This is a genomic window from Rhodococcus sp. NPDC059968, from assembly GCF_042738615.1.
Taxonomy (GTDB): domain Bacteria; phylum Actinomycetota; class Actinomycetes; order Mycobacteriales; family Mycobacteriaceae; genus Rhodococcus_F.
The window spans coordinates 41,212-63,272 of record NZ_JBHWUE010000040.1 but is presented as its reverse complement, the minus strand read 5'-3'; the positions used below and the strand labels follow the sequence as shown (position 1 = coordinate 63,272).

The window sequence follows — 22,061 nt, the reverse complement described above, 5'->3', positions numbered from 1 at the left end:
ATACCAGTCGGGTTCAGCCGCGCGGATCGAACTGGGACGGTCGCGGCACATTGCGGACGTTCGACTTCGCCATCTTCACGGCCTCGCCGACGCCCCCGTTCATCACCATCTTCGACAGCGCCAACGCGAAACCGGTGACCTGCCCGCCCGTGATCGTCGGCGGCAGCGACAACGCCAGCGGGTCCGTGACCAGATCGACGAGCGCCGGTCCGTCGTGGTCGAACGCCTGCCGCAGGCCCGATTCGATGTCGGCCGGATCCTCGATCCGGCGGGCGAAGATGCCCAGTGCCGACGCCACCGCCGAGTAGTCGACGGGCGCGACGTCCACCCCGAAATCCGGCAGCCCGTCCACCAGCATCTCCAGCTTGACCATCCCCAGAGTGGAATTGTTGAACACCACGATCTTGACCGGGAGCCGGTACATCGCGACCGTCACCAATTCCCCCAGCAGCATCGACAGCCCGCCGTCGCCCGACACGGACACCACCTGCCTGCCGGGCGCACACACCTGCGCGCCGATGGCGTGCGGCAGGGCGTTCGCCATCGATCCGTGCAGAGCCGAGGACAGGAACCGCCGCGACCCGTTCGGCGTCAGGTAGCGCGCCGTCCAGACGTTCGACATTCCCGTGTCGGTGGTGAAGATCGCATCCTCGGCGGCGAGGTCGTCGAGGATCGACGCCGCATATTCGGGGTGGATCGGGATGCGCTGCTTGGCGGGTTTCGTGTACGCGCCGACCACCTTGTTCATCAGCGTCCGGTGCTTCTCGAGCATGTCGTCGAGGAATCGGCGATCGTCCTTCCGCCGGATCAACGGGGCGAGGGCACGCAGTGTGCTCGCCACGTCGCCGTGCACCGCCAGATCGACGTTCGTTCTTCGGCCGATTCGCTGTGCCGCCCAGTCGATCTGCGCGGTGCGGACTCCGTCGGGCAGGAATTGGTTGTACGGGAAGTCCGTTCCGACGAGCAGCAAGAGGTCGGCGCCATGCATCCCGTCGTGCGCCGCCCCGTATCCCAGCAGTCCGGTCATTCCGACGTCGAAGGGGTTGTCGTACTGAATCCATTCCTTGCCGCGAAGCGTGTGGCCGATCGGCGCACCGATCGTGCCGGCCAGGCTCAGCAACTCCTCGCGAGCCTCCCGCACACCCTCACCGGCGAAGATCGCAACCTTTCCCGCCGCGTTCACTGCGTCGGCGAGCGCCTGCACGTCCGCCTGGTCGGGCACGATCGCCGGGGCGCCGGTGCGCGGCACCGACGGCGCATTTCCCTCGGCGGGGCGGTCCGCGATGTCGCCCGGCAGCGTGATCACCGCGACGCCGGACAGCGCGGTCGCGTGCGCGATGGCGGACGCCGTCACGCGCGGCGCCTGAGCGGGACTTCCGATCAGCTCCGCGTACCGGGAGCACTCGACGAACAGGCGGTCCGGGTGGGTCTCCTGGAAGAAGCCGAGTCCGATCTGCTCGCTCGGGATCTGCGCCGCGATCGCGAGTACCGGCGCCCCCGAGCGGTCCGCGTCGTACAGACCGTTGATCAGGTGCAGGTTTCCCGGGCCGCACGAGCCGGCGCAGACCGCCAGCTTGCCGGTGACCTGCGCTTCCGCGGCCGCGGCGAACGCCGCGGACTCCTCGTGACGCACGTGGATCCAGTCGATTCCGCCCTTCGCCGCGCCGCCCGAACGCCGGACCGCGTCGACGATGGGATTGAGGCTGTCGCCCACGATTCCGTAGATCCGCTGGACGCCGGCGTCCTGGAGTTGACGTACCAGCTGATCGGCAACGGTTTTCGCTCTCATCGGGCCTCCGGTCGGGGGACGGTCGAACGGCGAAGGACAGCGGCGGTGCGGCCGTCAGGCGGTTTCGAGCACGAACACCGGGATCTCCCGATCAGTCTTCTTCTGGTAGTCGGCGTAGTCCGGGAACGCGGCGACGGCGCGTTCCCACCACGCGGCCTTCTCGTCACCCGTCACCTCACGGGCCACCATGTCCTGTGTGGTCGAGCCGTCGCGGAGTTCGACGTGCGGTTCGGCCTTCACGTTGTAGTACCAGACCGGATTCTTGGGGGCGCCGCCGAGCGAGGCGACGATCGCGTACGTCCCGTCGTGTTCGACACGCATCAACGGCGTCTTGCGGAGTTTGCCGGACTTCGCGCCGCGCGTGGTCAGCAGGATGACGGGCCTGCCGCCCAGCGTCGTGCCCTTGGCTCCGTCGGTGGATTCCATCAACTCGGCCTGATCTGCTGCCCACTTGGACGGACTGGGCTCGTATTCACCTGTGAGTGGCATGCGTCCAGTCAACACCTGATCCGCGAGAACGCGCCACCGATTCCGCCGAACGAGCCCACATGCGAAGAACCACATCCGTTTGTTCGTTGCGCCGAACTCCGGGTTCCGAGTAGCCTGATCCCACGCGGGGGACGTCCGTACCCCCGACCCGCACCAGTGAGGTGACCTGCGATGACGACACACGACGCATGGGTGCGCCGCGACGTTCGCCGCAGCGACCGAGCCCGGACCGTCGATCTCGCCGGCACCGAGTGGCCCCTCTACAAGCTGGAAGCCCTGGCAGTCGCGCTGCTGGTCTTCGCCACGATCCTTGTCGTCACCCAGACGCTGCAGGCGGCCGTCCTCACCGCCGCCGCGGTGGCGGTCGTGGTGTGGTGGGCGCGGCGCCTCTTCCCGCCGCGCCCCTAGCCGTCACACGGACAGGCAGCTCGGTCCGAGCAGCGCCTTGAGATCGCCCATCAACGCCGACGACGGTTCCACCCGGAGCACGTCGTCCACCTTCCACAACGTGACCTCGGTGCCGCCGATCAACCGCACGTGCACGTCCGACGTGCCCGGATGGCGCGTGAGCACCTGACGCAGCGCGCCGAGCTTGTCCTTGGTGCACTGACGCAGCGGCAGACTGACCGCCAGCGGCTTCGCGACCCCCACCGCCGAGAGGTCCGGCACCGCAAGGTCGTTGGCGATGAGTGAGATCCGGTCATCCCGGATCGACACGCGTGCCTTGACGAGCACGACGGAGTCCTCCGTGACGTCCATCCCGTAGACCGAGTAGGCCTGCGGGAAGAACAGCACCTCGATACCACCGGTCAGATCCTCGAGCTGCGCGGACGCCCAGGTGAGACCGTTCTTGTTGATCCTCCGGTTCACCGACGCGAGGATGCCGCCGACGGTGACCTGGGTGCCGTCCTTGATGTCGCCCTCGAGGATGGTCGGGATCGCGGTGTCGGACTGCGCCGACAGCACGTGTTCGACGCCGTTGAGCGGGTGCCCGGACACGTACAGTCCCAGCATCTCCCGTTCCAGCGCCAATCGGTGCTTCGAGTCCCACTCCTCCTCGGGGATCTTCACGTTGAACACCGAGGAGATCGATTCGTCGGCGTCGTCGCCGCCGAACAGGTCGAACTGTCCGATCGCCTCCGCCTTCTTGGTGCCCATCACCGCGTCGATGGCGTCGGCGTGGACGAGCATGAGCCCCTTGCGCGGGTGGCCCAGCGAGTCGAACCCGCCCGCCTTGATCAGCGACTCGGTGACCTTCTTGGAGCAGGCGGCGGCGTCGATCTTGTTGAGGTAGTCGGAGAAGTCGACGAACTTGGACTTTTCCTTGCGCGCCTTGATGATCGAGCCCACGACGTTGGCGCCGACGTTGCGGACGGCGCCCATGCCGAACCGGATGTCCTCACCGACGGAGGCGAAGTTGACCTCTGATTCGTTGACGTCCGGCGGCAGCACCGTAATCCCCATCTTGCGGCAGTCCGCCAGGTAGATGGCGGCCTTGTCCTTGTCGTCACCGACCGAGGTGAGCAGACCGGCCATGTACTCGGCCGGATAGTTGGCCTTGAGGTACCCGGTCCAGAACGACACCAGCCCGTACCCGGCGGCGTGCGACTTGTTGAACGCGTATCCGGCGAACGGGAGGATGGTGTCCCACAGTGCCTTGATGGCGGGTTCGGAGAATTCGTTGGTGAGCATGCCCTCGCGGAAACCGGCGTAGGCCTCCTCCAGGACCGACAGCTTCTTCTTACCCATGGCTCGGCGGAGAATGTCGGCCTGTCCGAGCGAGTACCCGGCCACCTTCTGGGCGATCTGCATGATCTGCTCCTGGTAGACGATCAGGCCGTACGTGTCGGCCAGGATCTCCTTCAGGGGCTCCTCGAGCTCCGGGTGGATGGGTTTGACCTCTTGCCGCCCGTTCTTGCGGTCGGCGTAGTCGTTGTGCGCGTTCATGCCCATCGGACCGGGCCGGTACAGCGCGAGCACCGCCACGATGTCCTCGAAGCCGGTGGGCTGCATGCGGCGCAGCAGGTCGCGCATCGCACTGCCGTCGAGCTGGAATACACCGAGAGTGTCTCCACGCGAAAGCAGTTCGTACGTGGCGTCGTCGTCGAGCGCCAGGGTGTCGAGGTCGAGGTCGACGCCGCGGTTGGCCTTGATGTTGTCGATCGCGTCGCCGATGACGGTGAGGTTCCGCAGCCCGAGGAAGTCCATCTTCAGCAGGCCGATGGCCTCGCACGACGGATAGTCCCAGCCGGTGATGATGGCGCCGTCCTGGGCGCGCCTCCACACGGGAATCGCGTCCATCAGCGGCTCGGACGACATGATCACCGCGCACGCGTGGACGCCGGCGTTGCGGATCAGGCCCTCGAGTCCCTTGGCCGTCTGGTAGATCTTCGCGACGTCCGGGTTGGAGTCGATGAGGGCGCGAACCTCCACCGCTTCCTTGTAGCGCTCGTGGTTCGGGTCGGTGATGCCGGACACCGAGATGTCCTTGGCCATGATCGGCGGCGGCAGCGCCTTGGTGATCTGGTCGGCGATCGCGAATCCGGGCTGGCCGAACTGGACTCGGGCGGAGTCCTTGATGGCCGCCTTCGTCTTGATGGTTCCGAACGTGATGACCTGGGCGACGCGGTCGCTGCCCCACTTGTCCGTCGCGTAGCGCACCATCTCGCCGCGACGGCGATCGTCGAAGTCGATATCGATATCGGGCATCGACACGCGCTCGGGGTTCAGGAACCGCTCGAACAGCAGGCCGTGCGGAATGGGGTCGATGTTGGTGATGCCCATCGCGTAGGCGACGAGCGAACCGGCCGCCGAGCCTCGGCCGGGACCGACGCGGATACCGACGTCCCGGGCGTGGTTGATGAGGTCGCCGACGACGAGGAAGTAGGCGGGGAAACCCATTTCGAGGATGACGCCGATCTCGTAGTCGGCGCGGGCGAGGTACTCCTCCGGCGGTCCGTCGGGGAACCGGCGGTCCAGTCCGCGCATGACTTCCTTGCGCAGCCAGGTGCCCTGTGTCTCGCCCTCGGGGACCGGGAAGATCGGCATCCGGTCGTGGTGCGCCCACACGTCGTCGTACGGCTGCACCCGCTCGGCGATCAGCAGTGTGTTGTCGCACGCGCCGGGCACCTGGTCGTCCCACAACGCCCGCATCTCCGCGGCCGGCTTCAGGTAGTAGCCGTCGCCGTCGAACTTGAACCGAGTGGGGTCGGACAGTGTCTTACCGGTCTGGATGCAGAGGAGCGCCTCGTGGTTCTCCGCGGCTTCCTTGGTGACGTAGTGGCAGTCGTTGGTGGCGAGCGGCGGAATCTCGAGCTTCTTGCTGATTTCGAGCAGGCCCTCACGCACCCGCCTCTCGATCGACAGTCCGTGGTCCATCAGCTCGAGGAAGAAGTTGTCCTTGCCCCAGATCTCCTGCCACTTGGCGGCGGCCTCGAGCGCCTCGCGGTCGTGGCCGAGTCGCAGCCGTGTCTGGATCTCACCGGACGGGCAGCCCGTAGTCGCGATGATGCCCTCGTGGTGGGTGGCGATGAGGTCTTCGTCCATCCGCGCCCACTTGCCGAGCTGGCCCTCGATCGACGCGAGCGAGGACAGCTTGAACAGGTTCCGCAGACCGGTCGCGTTCTCCGCGACCATCGTCATGTGGGTGTACGCACCGCTACCGGAGACGTCGTCGGACTTCTGGCTGCGGTCGCCCCACAGCACGCGCTTGGTGTTGAAGCGGGACTCGGGCGCGACGTACGCCTCGATGCCGATGATCGGCTTGATGCCCTGCTTCTTCGCCACGTTGTAGAACTCGCTGGCGCCGTACATGTTGCCGTGGTCGGTCATGCCCACCGCCGACATCCCCAGTCGTTCGGCCTCTTCGAACAGGGGGCCGACCTTGGCCGCACCGTCGAGCATCGAGTACTCGGTGTGATTGTGCAGATGTACGAACGAGTCAGCCACGTGCGCCTCTCTGAAGGTCTGGGAGCCTCACGAGTGTAGGCCCTCGGACCGACAGCACCGGTCGCCGACGGCGGGTGTCGGAGAAGTCGTGACGCGAGTTACTGGACGGGCGCCTGGGACGGTTCGATCTTTCGCCGCTCGCGCCGGACCCGTACCAGCGCATCGGTACTGAAGATCGCGAGTGCCACCCAGATCAGCGCGAAACCGATCCACCGCGACGCGGGCATGTCCTCGTGGAGAACGGCGACGCCCCACGCCATCTGCAGCGCCGGCGTCAGGTACTGCAGCATGCCGAGTGTGCGCAACGGCACCCGTTGCGCGGCCGCGCCGAACAGCAACAGCGGCAGCGCGGTCACCGGTCCCGCGGCCATCAGCAGCAGGGTGTGATCCAGCCCGGACCCGAGGAACGTCCCTGCCCCGGTGAGAGCGAGGAACACGAGGTAGCCGATCGCGACGGGCGCGGCCACGATCCCCTCGGCGGTGAGGCTCGTCCGCGGGTCGAGCGGCATCACCTTCTTGCACAGCCCGTACAGCGCGAACGACGCGGCCAGGGTGAGCGCGATGTACGGCGGATGCCCGTAGTCGACGGTGATCACGATCACCGCGACGGCGGCGAGCGCGAGCGCGACGATCTGGGCGGGCACGAGCCGTTCCCGGAAGATCACGACCCCGAGCAGCACACTCACCAACGGGTTGATGAAGTAGCCGAGGGCGGTCTCGACCACCCGGTCCGAGGTGACCCCGTAGATGTAGGTGCCCCAGTTCACCGCGATGGCCGTCGACGCGGCCGTGACCAGCAGCCAGGTGCGCACGCTCAGCCCGCGCAGCGACCGGAGCCGGCCCGAGACCGCCAGGACGACGAACATGAGCGCGAGCGTCCACACCACCCGGTGCGCGAGGATCTCCACCGACCCGGCCGGGCCGAGCAATCCGAAGAACGCCGGGAACGCGCCCCACAGCACGTAGGCTCCGACTCCGCAGGCGGCGCCCACGGTTTCCGCCTGCCTCGCCTTCACGAGCCGCTCCCCGGGACGACCCCGTCGTCGGGGCCGGGCACCACGATCTCGACCTGCTCCGGCAACAGCGGGCGCACGGCGAACCGCCCGGCGACGGCGTCGGCTCCGAGTGCCTCGACCGCCCGGACGTCCGGGGCGGACCGCAGCGCGGTGAGGGCGTCGTGATCACCGCGGACGACGACACCGATCACGCAGGCGCAGTTCCGGGCGAGTTGCGCCGACGACACCGCCGCGATCTGCGCCTGCCGCTCCGTCTCGCCCGTCATCGCCTGGGCGCGTCCGGCGGCCAGGACGCTCGCCCGTGCGAGCGCCGCATCGCTTGCCGCGACGGACACGGGAACGAGGGGTGTCTGCACTCGAACCAGGGGCACGCGGAAGAGAACCTGCGACACCCGGGTGCCGGACGTGACGTCCCGGACGACCTCCGTCGTCACCGGACGCGTGAACGAGACCAGCGCCCAGTGTTCTCGGAGCCCGTCCGCCGCGTCGAGCGATCGGCCCGCCCGGGCCAGGTAGTCGGCCACCACTTCCCCGTTGTCCGGGCCCAGCGTGTCCGTCGACACGGGCGCGCGCCGAACGGGATGCAGTGCTCCGAGCACGACCGTCACCGCGATCAGGACGACGGCGATGAGCACTGCCGGCACCGCGGTACCGCTCGGGTGCGGGCGCCTCACCTCAGCTCGCCCGCAGAACCCCGAGAGCGTCCTCGAGATCCTTCGGGTACTTGGACGTGATCTCGACCCATCGCCCGTCCGCGGGATGCGCGAAACCGAGCGACCGGGCGTGCAGCCATTGCCGCTCCAGCCCGAGACGTTCCGCCAGCCGCGGATCGGCCCCGTACGTGAGGTCGCCGCAACACGGGTGCCGCAGTGCGGCGAAGTGGACGCGAATCTGATGCGTCCGACCCGTTTCGAGGTGGATGTCCAGCAGGCTCGCCGCCTGGAACGCTTCGACCGTGTCGTAGTGCGTGATGCTGGGCTTGCCGTCCGCGGTGACGGTGAACTTCCAGTCGTTGCTGCGGTGCCTGCCGATCGGCGCGTCGATGGTTCCGCTGCTCGGATCCGGGTGACCCTGCACCAGCGCGTGGTACCGCTTGTCGATGGTCCGCTGCTTGAATGCGCGCTTGAGGAGTGTGTAGGCGCGTTCCGACGTGGCCACCACCATCACTCCGGACGTGCCGACGTCCAGCCGGTGCACGATGCCCTGGCGCTCGTGCGCACCGGACGTCGAAATCCGGAAGCCCGCGGCGGCGAGACCGCCGATCACCGTCGGACCGGTCCAGCCCACGCTGGCGTGGGCGGCGACCCCCACCGGTTTGTCGACGGCGACCACGTCGTCGTCGGCGTACAGGATTTCCATGCCCTCGACGGGTTCCGCCTCGATGGTCAGCGGACGCGGCGGTTCGGGCAGTTCCACCTCGAGCCAGGTGCCTGCAGACAGGCGATCCGACTTGCCGACGGGAGCGCCGTCGACCAGCACCGAACCTTCCTCGGTGAGCTGAGCCACCGCGGTACGCGACAGACCGAGCAGTCGAGCGAGGCCGGCGTCGACCCTCATCGCTTCGAGCCCGTCCGGGACCGGCATCGACCGTGTTTCCCTCACTTCTCTACCCCCTTACGTGTTCCGTCCGGTTCCAGCCCTATCAGTGTGAGCACGACGAGCAGGATCGCACCGCACACGATGCCGGAATCCGCCACGTTGAACACCGGCCACCAGCCGACGGAGACGAAATCGACGACGTGACCCTGCATCACTCCCGGTGCCCGGAAGAACCGGTCGACGAGGTTGCCGAGGGCGCCCCCGAGTACCAGCCCCAGACCGAGCGCCCACCACGGCGACCGCAGCGTGCGGCCGATGCGGACGACACCGATCACCACACCCACGGCGACGAGCGTGAGCAGCCAGGTCATGCCGGTGGCCATGGAGAAGGCCGCACCCGGATTGCGCACGAGCCGCAGCGAGACGATGTCCCCGATCAGCCAGACCGGCCGGCCGGTCTCGATATTGGCGACGGCGAGGATCTTCGTCAGCAGGTCCGTAGCCAGGACGGTACCTGCGATCACGAACAGCAGCAGCCTGCGCTGATGCTTCACCGGCTCGGGCGCTGCGGTGCCGGACGGGTCACCGTCGTTTCGGTCTTCGGCGTCGGTCTCGTTCTCTGCCGTGGGGTCTTGACTCACCCGTTCATCATCCACTACGGAGGCAAGCCTCCGTTCACGCGCTCCCGCGCGCACTAACCTGGGGGCGTGCCACTGTTCTCGAAAGCTCTGCGACCCGGATTCTGCCTACTCGCCGCAACCCTCTCCCTGGTCGCTCTGACCGCCGGGTGCGGAGGTGACGGCGACTCCTCGGAGTCGAACCCCGCAGGGTCCACGTCCACTCCCGCCGAAGTGACCGTCCCGATCTCCGCCACCACCGTCGAACTGATCCAGCCCGGCGAGGAGCCGCGCGACATGATCCAGCGCAGACCGCCGGTGGGGGTCACGCAGCAGGTGCAGCTGACCACCGACGCGCAGGTGTTCCAGCAGATCGACGACCAGCCCGCCCAGGACTTCTCCTCACCCGAGATCACACTCCCCCTCACCGCCGCCGTCGGGCAGGCCACCGACGACACAGACGGCGGCACCACCGTCGACCTCACTCTCGGTGACGTCACCAGCCCCGACGACCGCCTCGGCAGCGCGCTCGAAGCCAGTGCCGGTTCGGGCGCCGGCTTCACGGTCGACCCGACCGGTGCGATCACCGCGCTGCGACTGCGACCGGACGCCGAGGCCCAGGACATCGCCCGCTCCGCCATCGAGCAGGCGTTCTACCAGGCCGTGTACCGCACGGTCCCGTTTCCGGCGGAACCCGTCGGTGTGGGCGCCCAGTGGACGATCCGCCAGCAGGTGATGAGCGGCATCGCCCTCGACCAGACCACGGTGGCCACCCTGACCGCCCGGGACGGCAACCGCCTCACCGTCGACTACACGATCGACCAGAAGCCGAAGTCCCCCGTCTGGGAGCTGCCCGGGGAGGCAGGCACGCTGAACGTCGACCCATACGTGATGCAGGGCTCGGGCACCATGACCGTCGACCTCGGCCTGCCGCTGCCGGTGACCGGGACGGTGACCGTGGGCGGTGACCAGGAATACAGCGACCCCGAGGGCGCCACCCGCCTGCACCAGACCACGTCGAACTCGGTCCGGTGGGGTTCCTGATGCGCCGCGGACCCGTCGCCGCCTCCTGCTCCGTGTTCGCCGTGCTCGCGTTGTCGGCGTGCTCGTCGAACGCGTCCGGCGACGCCGACGCCACCGCCTCACTCGCGCCGCTCGGACCGGTGGTGACCGCAGCGCCGGGGTCGGCGGGCACACCGTTCGCCGATCAGGCCGCGCTGAAGGCGGCTCTCCTCGACGTCGGCGACCTTCCCGTCGGATTCACCCCCGTGCCCGATCCCGAGGACGATCTCGGGCTGCCTCCCGCGTCGGAGTCGGCGGACTCCGACAAGTCGAGCACGAATCCCGCGGAATGCGGCGCCGTACTGTCGCCCGTCACGGACCAGCGAGCGGGCGCGGTGGCGTCGGCGTCCGGCTGGTTCACCGGCCCGGACTTCGCGACCATCGACCAGGACGCGGCGAGCTACGGCACCGGCGCCGACGCGTCCCAGGCCTTCGCGGCGGTGCAGGACCGGCTGACGGGATGCACCGAGTACACCGGCACGGACGCCGACGGCGTGCAGGTGCAGTACCGGGTCGGCGGCCGCGAGCAGCAACCCGCGGGTGATGCGTCCGTGGCGTTCCGGCTCGTCACCACCAGCGAGGGCGTGAGTCTCGTCTCGGACGTGGTGGTCGTCGTCGTCGGGAGCACCGTCACCCAACTGGTCGCGACGGGCCAGGATCCGATCGACGCCGGCGTCTTCGACGACCTGACGAGCACCGCCGTGACGAAGCTCGCGCCCGCACCCGCCGGCTGAACCGACCAGGCCACGAACGACCGATGCCGGTGTCCCCGAGGGGACACCGGCATCGGTGCGAGAACGCGGCGATCCGTCAGGACCGCGCGGTTCGGCCCGGAATCAGGCAGGGCATGCAGGCGAGGTCAGCTGCGCGAGCGACACGATCTGGCATGCGGTGATCTTCGACAGCTTCCATGTTCCGTTCTCGCCGGGAACGAAGATGGCCGGAACGCCACCCTGCTGGACCTGGCCGTTGACGGTCAGCTGCAGCTGGCCGCTGGCGGTGCCGTCACCGTTGTCGATGACCGGGTCGAGAACGGTGACCTCGGCGTTGTTGGCCTTTGCGGCGGCGGCGACCTGGTTGATGAGCTGCGGATCCTGCTCCGAGCCCTCGACCATCGCGGACTTGACCTCGAGCGGCGTGGCCGGATCGAGGCCCTGCACCAGAAGCGCGTTGAGATCGGCCGCGGTGGGCACCTCGATGGCTTCCGAGGTCTCGGCAGCTGCGGAAGTCGTCGTCGTGGTCTTGGTCGCCGTGTCGCTCTCGTCCGAGCCACACGCAGACATCGTGAGGGCTGCGGCGATTGCTACTCCGGCAACCGTGATCTTACGAAGCTTCAACTCAATAACCTCTTCATTCTCGGTGTTCGTTCTCGGACGATCTGAGCATCTATCGCTACCCGGGCCAACATTACCCAAGGGTAAGCATCAGCGCCCGAGGCTACCTTCTCGTGGAGCCGGTCTCCACTCCTTCGTCCGGGCGGGAGGTCCGGTCACTCGAGAGAGCCTTCCACATCGGCCCGTTCGAGTTGTACGTCGTCGTCCTTGAAGGTCCGCGCCTTCCCCGGACCCGTTGTGCGCGTTTCGAATCGGACGGTCACGACACCGTGGCCGGCCCCCTGCACCCAGCCGTGGCCGAAGTCCGGGTGCGTCACGTCGAGACCGGGATGCCACCGCGTGTCGATCGCCCGGGCGGGTGCGGGAACGGGCGCGGAGAGGCCGTCGTCGGCGCCCGCCTCCGTGATCTTCGACTCCTGATAGCCCGGGACGTCCAGGTCCAGTTCGGGGAACAGCGAGCCCTGGCGGACCGTCGACAGTCCGGCGAATCCGACCCCGACCAGACGCACCGGCCCGAGTTCGAGCGGATCGATCACCTGGCGCTGCGCCGCCGCGACGAGGATCTGACGGTCGAGCGTCGCGTAGGGCAGCGTGACCGAGCGCGTCACGATGCTCATGTCCGCCTTCTTCAGCTTCAGCACCACCGTCCGCGCCGCCCGGCCGTCCTTCTGCAGGCGCACGAACGCGGACGCCGCGCTCGACTCGACGGCACCCCGCAACTCCGCCATCGTGACGATGTCGGTGGCGAACGTCGTCTCCGCGCTGACCTGTTTGGACTCGGCGCGTTCGGCGACGGGCCGATTGTCGATGCCCTGCGCCAACCGGTGCAGGCCCGGTCCGACCGTGGTGCCCAGAATCGACGCCACCTCCGATTCCGGGGTCCGCGCGAAACCGCCGATGGTCTCGATGCCGAGCCGCTTCAGCTTCTCCTCCGCGACCGGGCCGATGCCCCACAGCTTCCGCACCGGGAGCTCGTCCAGCACCGCATGCTGCTCGTCGGGGGGAATCACCGTGATCCCGTCGGGTTTGGCCAGACCGGACGCGATCTTGGCCACCTGCTTGCCCGACCCGGCGCCGATGGACGCAACGAGTCCCGTCTCCTCGAACACCAGAGCGCGCAGTCCCTCGCAATAGCGTTTCACCGTGCCCGCATCCGCCCCGGCCAGCTCGGTTGGTTCGCCGAACGCCTCGTCCATCGACAGTTGCTCGAGCACCGGCATCGGACCGCGGAGGGCGTCGAACACGGACTTGCTCAACATGCCGTAGAGGCGGCCCCGCGGCGGCAGCACCACCGCGCCCGGACCGACGAGTCTGCGGGCCTGATGCATCGGCATGGCAGAACGCGCGCCGAACACCCGCGCCTCGTAGCTGGCCCCGGCGACGACACCGCGGCCGCCGAGACCTCCGACGAGAACCGGGCGGCCGCGGAGCGTCGGCCGGGTGAGCTGCTCGACCGACGCGAAGAACGCGTCCATGTCGAGGTGCAGCACCCACCGACGACTCACCTGGTGCAAAATACCCGCCCGGTCCGACAGGTCACGCCTTGGCGATCGCCGCCCGCACACCCTCACCGAGTTCGACGGCGTCGCCCGGCGCCTCGGCAAGTTCCAGTTCGACGGCGAGGATCTCGCCGGCGATCAGCTCGCGGTGCGCGAGCGCCCAGTCCCGCCGTTCCGCGGGCACGTCGAGGACGACGGTGATCCGGTCGGACACCTCGAGCCCGGCGGCGCGGCGCGCGTCCTGCAACTCGCGGATCCGGTCCTTCGCCCAGCCCTCGGCTTCCAGTTCCTCGGTGACCACCGAGTCCAGGACGACCAGACCGGCACCGTCGGGCAGGGCAGCCGTCGACTCCGGTTCGGCGGCGACCAGCCGCTGCGTGTACTCCTCCGGCAGCAACTCGATCCCCGCCGCGACGACGACGCCGTCCGAGTTCTCCGACCAGTCACCGGCCTTCACGGCCTTGATGACGGTCTGCACGTCCTTGCCCAGGCGCGGCCCCGCGGCGCGCGCGTTGACGACGAGCTCGAACCGGCCGTGCGCGTCCACGTCGGTGGTGAGGTCGACCTTCTTGACGTTGACCTCGTCGGCGATGAGGCCGAGGTACGGGCGCAGGCGCTCCGCGTCGTCGGAGGCGACAGTCACCTCGGGCAGCGGCAGCCGCACCCGGAGGTTCTGCGCCTTGCGCAGTCCCAGCACCGTCGAGCACACCGACCGCACCTCGTCCATCGCCGACACCAACTCCGGATCCGCCGGCAGCGAATCTTCGGTGCTTCCGGGTCGCTCCGCAGGTTCCGCTCCCGCCGGCCAGTCCGCGAGATGCACGGACCGTCCGCCGGTGAGCCCCCGCCAGATCACCTCACTGATCAGGGGCAGCAACGGAGCGGCGAGCCGGGTGACCACCTCGAGCACCGTATGGAGGGTGTCGACGGCCTCCTTGTCCTCGTCCCAGAAGCGCGAACGCGACCGCCGCACATACCAGTTCGTCAGCGCGTCGCAGAACGTGCGCAGTTCGTCGCACGCCCCGGCGATGTCGTTCGTCTCGAGCGCCTCGGTGATGACGTCCCGGGTGCCGGCCAGCTTCGCGAGGATGTACCGGTCCAGGACGTTCGTCGAATCCGTGCGCCACTCACCGGACGTCGGCGCGTACAGCTGCAGGAAGCTCCACGCATTCCACAGCGGCAGAATCGCCTGCCGTACGCCGTCGCGGATGCCCTGCTCGGTGACGACCAGATTGCCGCCACGCAGGATGGGCGAGGACATGAGGAACCACCGCATCGCGTCCGAACCGTCACGGTCGAACACCTCGTTCACATCCGGGTAGTTGCCCTTGGACTTACTCATCTTCAGTCCGTCGTCACCCAGCACGATGCCGTGCGCCGCCACCGTCTTGAACGCCGGCCTGTCGAACAGCGCAGTCGCGAGCACGTGCAGGTTGTAGAACCAGCCACGGGTCTGCCCGTTGTACTCGACGATGAAATCGCCCGGGAAGTGCGTCTCGAACCAGTCCTGATTCTCGAACGGATAGTGCACCTGAGCAAACGGCATCGACCCCGACTCGAACCAGCAGTCGAGCACCTCGGGCACGCGCCGCATCGTCGACTTTCCGGTCGGGTCGTCCGGGTTCGGGCGCACCAGGTCGTCGATCATAGGGCGGTGCAGATCGGTCGGTCGCACGCCGAAGTCGCGTTCGAGCTCGTCCAGCGAGCCGTACACGTCCGTACGCGGGTAAGCCGGGTCGTCGGACACCCACACCGGAATCGGGCTGCCCCAGTACCGGTTGCGGCTGATGTTCCAGTCGCGGGCACCTTCGAGCCACTTGCCGAACTGGCCATCGCGGATGTGCTCGGGCACCCACGTGATGCCCTTGTTCAGCTCCACCATGCGGTCGCGGAATTCGGTCACCGCGACGAACCACGACGGGACCGCCATGTAGATCAGCGGCTTACCGCTACGCCAGCTGTGCGGGTACGAGTGCTCGATCGTCTCGTGCCGCAGCAACTTTCCAGCAGCCTTGAGGTCCTTGATGATGACCGGGTTCGCGTCGAACACCTGGAGACCCTCGTAGGGCGGCACCAGTGCGGTGAACTTGCCGCCCGGGTCGAGCGGCTGCACGATCTCGATCCCGTTCGCCGTGCAGTACTCCATGTCCTCTTCACCGAAAGCCGGTGCGAGGTGGACGATTCCGGTACCGGATTCGGTGGTGACGTAGTCGGCGGCGATGACGCGGTGCGCGTTCTCGTGACCGACGAAGAAGTCGAACGGCGGATCGTAGCGGAGGCCGACGAGGTCCGCACCCTTGTGCTCGGACAGCACCTCGGGCGAGTCCCCGAGCTCGCGGGCGTAATGCCCCAGCCGATCCTTGGCGAGCACGTAACGCTTCCCGTCGGCGCCCGTCACCTGGACGTAGTCGATGTCCGGGTGCACGGCGACGGCGAGGTTGGACGGCAGCGTCCACGGCGTGGTGGTCCAGATGATCGCGTTGGCGCCGTCGAGAGGTCCCTCACCGTGCAGCGGCATGTCGACGGTGACGGCGGGATCCTGGCGCATCTTGTACGCGTCGTCGAGCTTGGACTCCTGATTCGACAGGGGCGTCTGCTCGTACCAGCTGTACGGCAGCACGCGGAAGCCCTGGTAGATCAGGCCCTTGTCCCACAACTGTTTGAACGCCCACATGACCGACTCCATGAAGTCGAGATCCAGGGTCTTGTAGTCGTTGTCGAAGTCGACCCACCGGGCCTGCCGGGTGACGTAGTCGCGCCATTCCTCGGTGTAGCGCAGCACCGACTGACGGCAGTAGTCGTTGAACCGTGCGATGCCCATCTCGCTGATGTCGCCGGTCTTGATGCCGAGCTGCTTCTCCGCCTCGAGTTCGGCGGGCAGTCCGTGAGTGTCCCAGCCGAACCGGCGGTCGACCTTGTTGCCGCGCATGGTCTGGAACCGCGGGATCAGGTCCTTGACGTACCCCGTCAGGAGGTGCCCGTAATGCGGAAGCCCGTTCGCGAACGGTGGCCCGTCGTAGAACACGAATTCGGGGGCGTCGTCACGCTGGGCTACCGATGCCCGGAAGGTGTCGTCCTCGTCCCAGCCGGCCAGCACTCGCTGCTCGATCTCGGGGAACCGGACGCCGGCATCCTGTGCGACGCCGTAGTCGACCTTGGGGTAGGACTCGTTGCTGCTGGTCACGCTGCTGGTGTCGGTCACCGCGATCTCCTCGTGCCTGACGTACTCGGCACGGGGACGACGGAGACGCCTCCTGCGTCACCACCGCGGTACCACCCCGCTTGCACCCCGGAGGGCGCCACTCGGTGCCGGGCTGTGACGGGCCCACCCGTTCGGTTCTACTGAGCCGGCGTACCGGCCGTTCTTCCGAAGGCTCCCCGGTGATGGCCGGATCTACGCCGCAAAAAACTCGGTCACTGAATTGTTCGCTGAATGCAGTCTAGTCGCCACCGGCGTGCGGCAGCTCAGTCGGCCTCGTCGGATCCGGGCGTCGTGTCCGCGTCCCGTGCAGGACCGCGTTCACCGGGGACACCACTCGCGGGTTGCCCCGGCACGGCCGCCGCCTTCTTGCCCGCGAGGGCGCTGACGAGCAGCAGGACCGCTCCGGCGACGCACACTACGATGCATCCCCAGGCCCACACGACCGAACCGGTCATGAGAGCCACCACCAGGAGAGCGAACCCTACCGCTGCAAGAGCGAGTGTCACGACCAGCACGGCTCAACCTCTATCCGGGCCGCTGGCTGGGCAACTACCGCGCGCTCAGTCAGCTATTGCCCTTGGCGTAGGACTGGCTGTAATTGGACTGCGATCCACCCTGCGCGAACGAATCCTGACCGCCGTCCACCGGAACCGCGGATCCCCGCTGCTCCAGTTCCTCGAGCTGCGACTCCAGGTACGACTTCAGGCGCACACGGTATTCGCGCTCGAATGTCTTGAGCTGCTCGATACGACCCTCCAGCACGGAACGCTGCTGGTTGATCGTCGCCATGATCTCGGTGTGCTTCTTCTCCGCGTCCGCCTGCAGCGCGTCGGCCTTCTCCTTGGCCTGGCGCAGCTGGGTCTCGGAACGGGTCTGAGCGTCGGTGATCAGTGCTTCCGACTTCTGGCGGGCGTCCGCGACCATCGTCTCGGAACGGGTCCGTGCATCGCTGACCAGCTGCTCCGAGTTGGTGCGCGCGTTGCCGAGCAACTGCTCGGACTCGGTCTTCGCGTCGCTCGTGAGGCGGTCCGCCATCTCCTGGGCGAGACCCAGAACCTTGGCCGCCTGCATGTGAGCGTCCGCGCCCTGTGTGGGAGCGGCCGCAGCCGCAGCGGCAGGCGCCGGTGCGGGCGCGGGAGCCTTGGGCTGCTCGACGACGCGAGCCGGCTCCGCCTTGGGAGCGGGAGTCTGTGCTGCGGACGCGGAGCGTGGAGCCTTCTTCGCATCGGCGAGCTCCTTGTCGAGCTCCCCTACTCGCTGCCGAAGGTCGGCGTTCTCCTCGATCAGGCGCGACAACTCTTGCTCGACGAGGTCGAGAAACGCATCGACTTCGTCTTCGTTGTAGCCCCGCTTACCGATCGGTGGCTTGCTGAACGCGACATTGTGCACATCAGCGGGAGTCAGCGGCATGGAAGGATCCCTTCACGCGTCATTTGGCGGTCTAGCAAGCATTCAGTTACAGCGCAGTCTACGTAACGGTGAAACAAGACTGGATCAATGGGGTCCATTCTGTCACACCAGACCCGTAGCACGCGCTTGTCCCTGAACGATCGACATCAGGATGAAGACGATGAACAGCAAGACCATGATGGATAGATCCAACCGCACCCCACCGAGATTGATCGGGGGGATCAACCGCCGTAGCAGTTTGACCGGTGGATCGGTGACCGTAAAAATCGCTTCGAGAATGACGACCACGACGCCGGTTGGCCGCCAGTCTCGTGCGAAGGTCCGTACGAACTCGACAATGATTCTGCCGATGAGTAGCAGCCAAAAGACAAACAGTATCAAGTAGATCACCGAGAACAAGGCCACACCTTCACTCTGCCTGAGAATGTCCGGCCGATCAAAACGAGCCGCGTGGCCAGGGCTTTCTCCGCCACAGCCGCCGCGGCCCGCGTCGTTTCGGACGTTCGGATCCCGATGGTCGTTTTCCCCGCTCCGCGGTTTACTTCTGGCTGTAGAAGCCGGTTTCCGCGATGCGGCGACGCTCCTCGGCGGACACGTCGATGTCTGCGGGTGAGAGCAAGAACACCTTCGTGGCCACCTTGTCGAAGGACCCGCGCAGCGCGAATGCCAGCCCGGCGGCGAAATCGACGAGACGCTTGGCGTCGGCGTTGCTCATCTCGACGAGGTCCATGATGACGGGCGTGCCGTCACGGAACCGCTCGCCGATGGTCCGGGCCTCCCCGTAGTCGCGGGGGCGCAGCGTGGTGATCTTGGACAGCGGGCCGCCTTCGTCGAACAGGGGTCCACGACGGCTCTCCACCCGCTCCGACCGCGTGTCGACGGCCAGCGCGCCGCGGGTGCTGCCGCGCACAGCACCGCTCGCGCTGGGACGGGCCGACCGGACGGCCACGGGTTCGACCCGGGACGAGTGCCTCGGGCCGTCGTACCGGTCGAAGTCGTCGTCGAGGTCGTCCCGGCGGCCGGGAGCGTAGGCCGCCTTGCTGAAGGCCGGCTCGGCGAAGTCACGGTCGTCGCGGTCGAGGTACGGATCACGTCCACTGTCGCGCGCCGGTCGAGCAGGCCTGCGCGCAGGTTCCGGCTCGTCCAGGTACTCGTCCTCGTAGTCGTCGAGGGGAACCATGCCGAAGTAAGCCTTGAACTTGTGCAGACTGCTCATTGATCGACCTTCCTTGGCGCGGCGGACAGGGATCCAACTGCGACCGGTCGCAGCGGTGTGGACGGGCTGGCGATCACCTGGGCGATCTATTTCGAGGTTATAGGCCTCGAACCCAACAGCGCGGTTCCGACACGCACGCACGTCGACCCGTGTCGGACAGCGTGCTCGAGATCATTCGTCATGCCCGCTGAGAGTTCCGTCGCATCCGGATGGTCACGTCTCAGCCGCGCGTGTATCTTCTCCAGTTCCTCGAACGCCGCGTCCGGATCGGCATCGATCGGCGGAACCGCCATCAGCCCGCGGTACTCGAGTCCCGGCGACGACTGCACCTGCGCGGCAAGATGTTCGAGGTCGGCGATCGCTGCACCGCCACGCTGCGGATCCCCGTCCAGACTGACCTGCAGCAGCACCCGCAGCGGCTCGGGCCGCTCCCCCGCCTCGAGAGCCGCGGTCGCCGCGCGGCCGAGGGCGCCGACGAGTCGTTCGCTGTCCACCGAGTGGATGGCGTACGCCCAGTGCGCGACTGCCTTCGCCTTGTTGCGCTGGAGGTGTCCGATCATGTGCCACCGCACCGACGGGTCCGTCACCGCGGTACGGAACTCCGTGATCTTGGCCGTGGCCTCCTGCTCCCGCGACTCCCCGAATTCGCGGCACCCGAGGTCGTACAGGATCCGCGCGTCGGATTCGGGGAAGAACTTGGTGACGGGCAGCAGCGTCACTTCCGCGGGGTCGCGACCGGCGTCCCGGCACGCCGCGTCGAGCCGTGCGTGCACGGCGCCGAGCGCAGCCTCGATCTCGCCGACCCTGCTCATCGTTCCCACTCCCACACCGAATTCCTCGCCGCCGTCGGCGGTCGTCGTCACACGCTGTCTTGCCCAGTATCCATCCAGATCACCGCCGCGAGCCGACCGGTCGGGGCTTGCCGGCGATGACTGAACAGTGCCTGGTCCTCGATGGTGCAGCGCGGATCCTCCGCCACTCCCGCGACACCCGCGGCGAGCAGTTGCTTCCGCAGGCCTGCCCGCAGGTCGAGGCCGGGGGTCCCCTTGACGGTGCGGGTGGCGCTGCCGGGAAGGAACTTCTCGACGTCCGCCTGCATCGCCGCGGGGACCTCGTACTGTCGGCCACTCGCCGCCGGACCCAGGAACGCGCCGATCCGGTCGACCCGCGCCCCCTGCTCGACCATGACGTCGAGTACCCGCGGAACGATGCCGATGCGGGCGCCGATCCGGCCGGCGTGGACGGCGGCGATCACCCCGGCCTCGTCGTCGGACAGCAGCACCGGGACGCAGTCGGCGCTGAGGGTCGCGAGCGCGAGCCCGGGAACCGTCGTCACCAGCGCGTCCGTGGCGGGCACCGGCACGTCGGTGGGCCCGTCGACCACGGTCACGTTGCGACTGTGGATCTGCTCCATCCAGACCAGGTGGTCGAAGGCCACGCCGATGTTGTCTGCCAGTCGACGCCGGTTCGCCTCCACCGCGGCCGGATCGTCGCCGACGTGATCACCGAGGTTGAACGTGTCGTACGGCGCGACGGAGTGTCCTCCCACACGGGTGGTGACGACCCGGCGAACCCTGAAAACGGGGGTGGACGGCGAACTCAACGACGCATGAAGGAGGGCACGTCGACTTCGTCGTCACCCTCCTCGTCGGACACCGGCACCGCGCGGGACTGACCGTTTCCCGGGAGCGGCGGCAGACTGCCCGGACTCTGGTGGGAGCTGATCGTCTCGCGGGTCACCGACATCGGCTCGCTGTGCTGCTGCTCGGCCGAATGTCCGACCTCGCCTGCCCGCCCGGCTCCGATGGCGCTGCGACCGGCAGCACCCGACTCGACCGGTCGGCGGGCGGGGGTGCCGCCGTCGAATCCGGCGGCGATGACGGTGACCCGCACCTCGTCGCCGAGCGAATCGTCGATGACGGTGCCGAAGATGATGTTGGCGTCGATGTGGGCGGCTTCCTGCACCAGCGACGCAGCCTCGTTGATCTCGAACAGGCCGAGGTCGCTGCCACCGGCGATCGAGAGCAGCACGCCGCGCGCACCCTCCATCGACGCCTCGAGCAGCGGAGAGTTGATCGCCGATTCCGCGGCCTTGATGGCCCGGCCCTCGCCGCGCGAGGATCCGATGCCCATCAGTGCGCTACCCGCGCCGGACATGACGCCCTTGACGTCGGCGAAGTCGACGTTGATCAGACCAGGGGTGGTGATGAGGTCGGTGATGCCCTGGACACCGTTGAGCAGGACCTCGTCGGCGCTGCGGAACGCGTCCATGAGGCTGACGGCGGCGTCGCCGAGCTGCAGGAGGCGGTCGTTCGGAATCACGATGAGGGTGTCGCACGATTCGCGCAGCGACTGGATGCCGGTGTCGGCCTGGCCGCCGCGGCGCTTGCCCTCGAAGGAGAAGGGGCGGGTGACGACACCTACGGTGAGTGCTCCGAGCTTGCGCGCGATACTCGCCACGACCGGTGCTCCACCGGTACCCGTGCCGCCGCCCTCGCCTGCGGTCACGAACACCATGTCGGCGCCCTTGAGGACTTCCTCGATCTCGTCCTTGTGGTCTTCTGCGGCCTTCCGGCCGACTTCGGGATCCGCGCCGGCTCCGAGCCCGCGGGTGAGTTCCCGGCCGACGTCGAGCTTGACGTCGGCGTCACTCATCAGCAGCGCTTGCGCGTCGGTGTTGACGGCAATGAACTCGACTCCCTTGAGTCCCTGCTCGATCATCCGGTTGACTGCGTTCACGCCGCCGCCGCCGATGCCGACGACCTTTATTACGGCGAGGTAGTTGTGCGGGGGCGTCATCGGCTCTCGCCTTCCATGAGTGTGTATCACGCTTTCGTACAGATCAGTCCAGCCTGAACCCTCAACCTCAACCATAGGGTTACGGTTATGTCAAGTGCTGCTCGACTAGAGCGAAACGCTATGCACCGGCATAGGGATACG

Annotated in this window: 20 protein-coding genes; 3 read left to right on the top strand and 17 right to left on the bottom strand. The window is 67.7% G+C overall.

Translation table 11 applies throughout. The annotated features are described in order from the left end of the window. Positions 1 to 13: 13 nt before the first annotated feature. Positions 14 to 1,789 carry a pyruvate dehydrogenase gene (locus ACFWAY_RS28125; protein WP_378452543.1) on the bottom strand — a complete coding sequence of 592 codons (1,776 nt, stop codon included), beginning with the start codon at positions 1,787 to 1,789 and terminating at the stop codon, positions 14 to 16. Positions 1,790 to 1,843: 54 nt separating this feature from the next. Beyond that, positions 1,844 to 2,278 (bottom strand): nitroreductase family deazaflavin-dependent oxidoreductase, encoded by a 435-nt coding sequence (locus tag ACFWAY_RS28120; RefSeq protein WP_378452544.1) that lies wholly within the window; start codon positions 2,276 to 2,278, stop codon positions 1,844 to 1,846. Positions 2,279 to 2,449: 171 nt separating this feature from the next. On the opposite strand from ACFWAY_RS28120, the gene ACFWAY_RS28115 reads away from it, so the two are divergent. Further along, positions 2,450 to 2,686 (top strand): hypothetical protein, encoded by a 237-nt coding sequence (locus ACFWAY_RS28115; protein ID WP_378452545.1) that lies wholly within the window; start codon positions 2,450 to 2,452, stop codon positions 2,684 to 2,686. Positions 2,687 to 2,689: 3 nt separating this feature from the next. Here the strand turns inward: ACFWAY_RS28115 and dnaE are convergent, their stop codons facing one another. From dnaE to lspA, 5 genes are all read right to left on the bottom strand, one after another. Continuing rightward, positions 2,690 to 6,226 (bottom strand): DNA polymerase III subunit alpha, encoded by a 3,537-nt coding sequence (dnaE, locus tag ACFWAY_RS28110; RefSeq protein ID WP_378452546.1) that lies wholly within the window; start codon positions 6,224 to 6,226, stop codon positions 2,690 to 2,692. A 98-nt stretch (positions 6,227 to 6,324) separates the two neighbouring features. Next, positions 6,325 to 7,242: an EamA family transporter RarD gene (rarD, locus tag ACFWAY_RS28105; protein WP_378452547.1), complete on the bottom strand. Its 918-nt coding sequence runs from the start codon at positions 7,240 to 7,242 to the stop codon at positions 6,325 to 6,327. Then, positions 7,239 to 7,916, bottom strand: coding sequence for a hypothetical protein (locus ACFWAY_RS28100; RefSeq protein WP_378512925.1), 678 nt, complete (start codon positions 7,914 to 7,916; stop codon positions 7,239 to 7,241). The genes rarD and ACFWAY_RS28100 overlap by 4 nt, the downstream gene beginning before the upstream one ends. A 1-nt stretch (position 7,917) precedes the next feature. Continuing rightward, complete coding sequence (locus ACFWAY_RS28095) at positions 7,918 to 8,826, bottom strand: RluA family pseudouridine synthase (RefSeq protein WP_378452549.1); 909 nt, start codon at positions 8,824 to 8,826, stop codon at positions 7,918 to 7,920. A 14-nt stretch (positions 8,827 to 8,840) separates the two neighbouring features. Continuing rightward, the gene (gene lspA / locus ACFWAY_RS28090) at positions 8,841 to 9,437 is read right to left on the bottom strand and encodes a signal peptidase II (protein WP_378512924.1); all 597 of its coding nucleotides are present in this window, start codon (positions 9,435 to 9,437) and stop codon (positions 8,841 to 8,843) included. Positions 9,438 to 9,488: 51 nt separating this feature from the next. On the opposite strand from lspA, the gene ACFWAY_RS28085 reads away from it, so the two are divergent. Together ACFWAY_RS28085 and ACFWAY_RS28080 are read left to right on the top strand one after the other, a co-directional pair. After that, positions 9,489 to 10,442: a hypothetical protein gene (locus tag ACFWAY_RS28085; RefSeq protein ID WP_378512923.1), complete on the top strand. Its 954-nt coding sequence runs from the start codon at positions 9,489 to 9,491 to the stop codon at positions 10,440 to 10,442. Further along, positions 10,442 to 11,194: a sensor domain-containing protein gene (locus ACFWAY_RS28080; RefSeq protein WP_378512922.1), complete on the top strand. Its 753-nt coding sequence runs from the start codon at positions 10,442 to 10,444 to the stop codon at positions 11,192 to 11,194. Before ACFWAY_RS28085 ends, ACFWAY_RS28080 begins: the two co-directional genes overlap by 1 nt. A gap of 102 nt (positions 11,195 to 11,296) precedes the next feature. On the opposite strand, the gene ACFWAY_RS28075 is transcribed toward ACFWAY_RS28080, so the two are convergent. The 10 genes from ACFWAY_RS28075 to ftsZ all read right to left on the bottom strand — a co-directional run bounded on the left by ACFWAY_RS28075 (position 11,297) and on the right by ftsZ (position 21,920). Beyond that, the gene (locus ACFWAY_RS28075; RefSeq protein ID WP_073368297.1) at positions 11,297 to 11,797 is read right to left on the bottom strand and encodes a hypothetical protein; all 501 of its coding nucleotides are present in this window, start codon (positions 11,795 to 11,797) and stop codon (positions 11,297 to 11,299) included. A gap of 152 nt (positions 11,798 to 11,949) precedes the next feature. Next, complete coding sequence (locus tag ACFWAY_RS28070) at positions 11,950 to 13,284, bottom strand: DNA polymerase IV (protein ID WP_378452597.1); 1,335 nt, start codon at positions 13,282 to 13,284, stop codon at positions 11,950 to 11,952. Between the two features lie 46 nt (positions 13,285 to 13,330). Beyond that, positions 13,331 to 16,495 carry an isoleucine--tRNA ligase gene (gene ileS, locus ACFWAY_RS28065; RefSeq protein ID WP_378452553.1) on the bottom strand — a complete coding sequence of 1,055 codons (3,165 nt, stop codon included), beginning with the start codon at positions 16,493 to 16,495 and terminating at the stop codon, positions 13,331 to 13,333. Between the two features lie 263 nt (positions 16,496 to 16,758). After that, the gene (locus ACFWAY_RS28060; RefSeq protein WP_378452554.1) at positions 16,759 to 17,010 is read right to left on the bottom strand and encodes a hypothetical protein; all 252 of its coding nucleotides are present in this window, start codon (positions 17,008 to 17,010) and stop codon (positions 16,759 to 16,761) included. A 49-nt stretch (positions 17,011 to 17,059) separates the two neighbouring features. Further along, positions 17,060 to 17,905: a DivIVA domain-containing protein gene (locus ACFWAY_RS28055; RefSeq protein ID WP_378512921.1), complete on the bottom strand. Its 846-nt coding sequence runs from the start codon at positions 17,903 to 17,905 to the stop codon at positions 17,060 to 17,062. A gap of 102 nt (positions 17,906 to 18,007) precedes the next feature. Next, positions 18,008 to 18,310 carry a YggT family protein gene (locus tag ACFWAY_RS28050; protein ID WP_005247609.1) on the bottom strand — a complete coding sequence of 101 codons (303 nt, stop codon included), beginning with the start codon at positions 18,308 to 18,310 and terminating at the stop codon, positions 18,008 to 18,010. 133 nt (positions 18,311 to 18,443) lie between these two features. Then, positions 18,444 to 19,121, bottom strand: coding sequence for a cell division protein SepF (locus ACFWAY_RS28045; RefSeq protein WP_005574458.1), 678 nt, complete (start codon positions 19,119 to 19,121; stop codon positions 18,444 to 18,446). An 86-nt stretch (positions 19,122 to 19,207) separates the two neighbouring features. After that, complete coding sequence (locus ACFWAY_RS28040; protein WP_378452598.1) at positions 19,208 to 19,933, bottom strand: YggS family pyridoxal phosphate-dependent enzyme; 726 nt, start codon at positions 19,931 to 19,933, stop codon at positions 19,208 to 19,210. Positions 19,934 to 19,980: 47 nt separating this feature from the next. After that, positions 19,981 to 20,724: a peptidoglycan editing factor PgeF gene (gene pgeF, locus ACFWAY_RS28035; protein WP_378452556.1), complete on the bottom strand. Its 744-nt coding sequence runs from the start codon at positions 20,722 to 20,724 to the stop codon at positions 19,981 to 19,983. Next, a complete protein-coding gene (gene ftsZ / locus ACFWAY_RS28030; protein WP_378512920.1) occupies positions 20,721 to 21,920 on the bottom strand; it encodes a cell division protein FtsZ in 1,200 nt (399 codons plus the stop codon). The genes pgeF and ftsZ overlap by 4 nt, the downstream gene beginning before the upstream one ends. Between the last annotated feature and the right edge of the window lie 141 nt (positions 21,921 to 22,061).

Bases quoted from the DNA above. Each gene is read 5' to 3' on its own strand.
- ACFWAY_RS28125 (WP_378452543.1), bottom strand. From the start codon at position 1,789: ATGAGAGCGAAAACCGTTGCCGATCAGCTGGTACGTCAACTCCAGGAC.
- ACFWAY_RS28120 (WP_378452544.1), bottom strand. From the start codon at position 2,278: ATGCCACTCACAGGTGAATACGAGCCCAGTCCGTCCAAGTGGGCAGCA.
- ACFWAY_RS28115 (WP_378452545.1), top strand. From the start codon at position 2,450: ATGACGACACACGACGCATGGGTGCGCCGCGACGTTCGCCGCAGCGAC.
- ACFWAY_RS28095 (WP_378452549.1), bottom strand. From the start codon at position 8,826: ATGCCGGTCCCGGACGGGCTCGAAGCGATGAGGGTCGACGCCGGCCTC.
- ACFWAY_RS28080 (WP_378512922.1), top strand. From the start codon at position 10,442: ATGCGCCGCGGACCCGTCGCCGCCTCCTGCTCCGTGTTCGCCGTGCTC.
- ACFWAY_RS28055 (WP_378512921.1), bottom strand. From the start codon at position 17,905: ATGCCGCTGACTCCCGCTGATGTGCACAATGTCGCGTTCAGCAAGCCA.
- ACFWAY_RS28045 (WP_005574458.1), bottom strand. From the start codon at position 19,121: ATGAGCAGTCTGCACAAGTTCAAGGCTTACTTCGGCATGGTTCCCCTC.
- ACFWAY_RS28040 (WP_378452598.1), bottom strand. From the start codon at position 19,933: ATGAGCAGGGTCGGCGAGATCGAGGCTGCGCTCGGCGCCGTGCACGCA.
- ftsZ (WP_378512920.1), bottom strand. From the start codon at position 21,920: ATGACGCCCCCGCACAACTACCTCGCCGTAATAAAGGTCGTCGGCATC.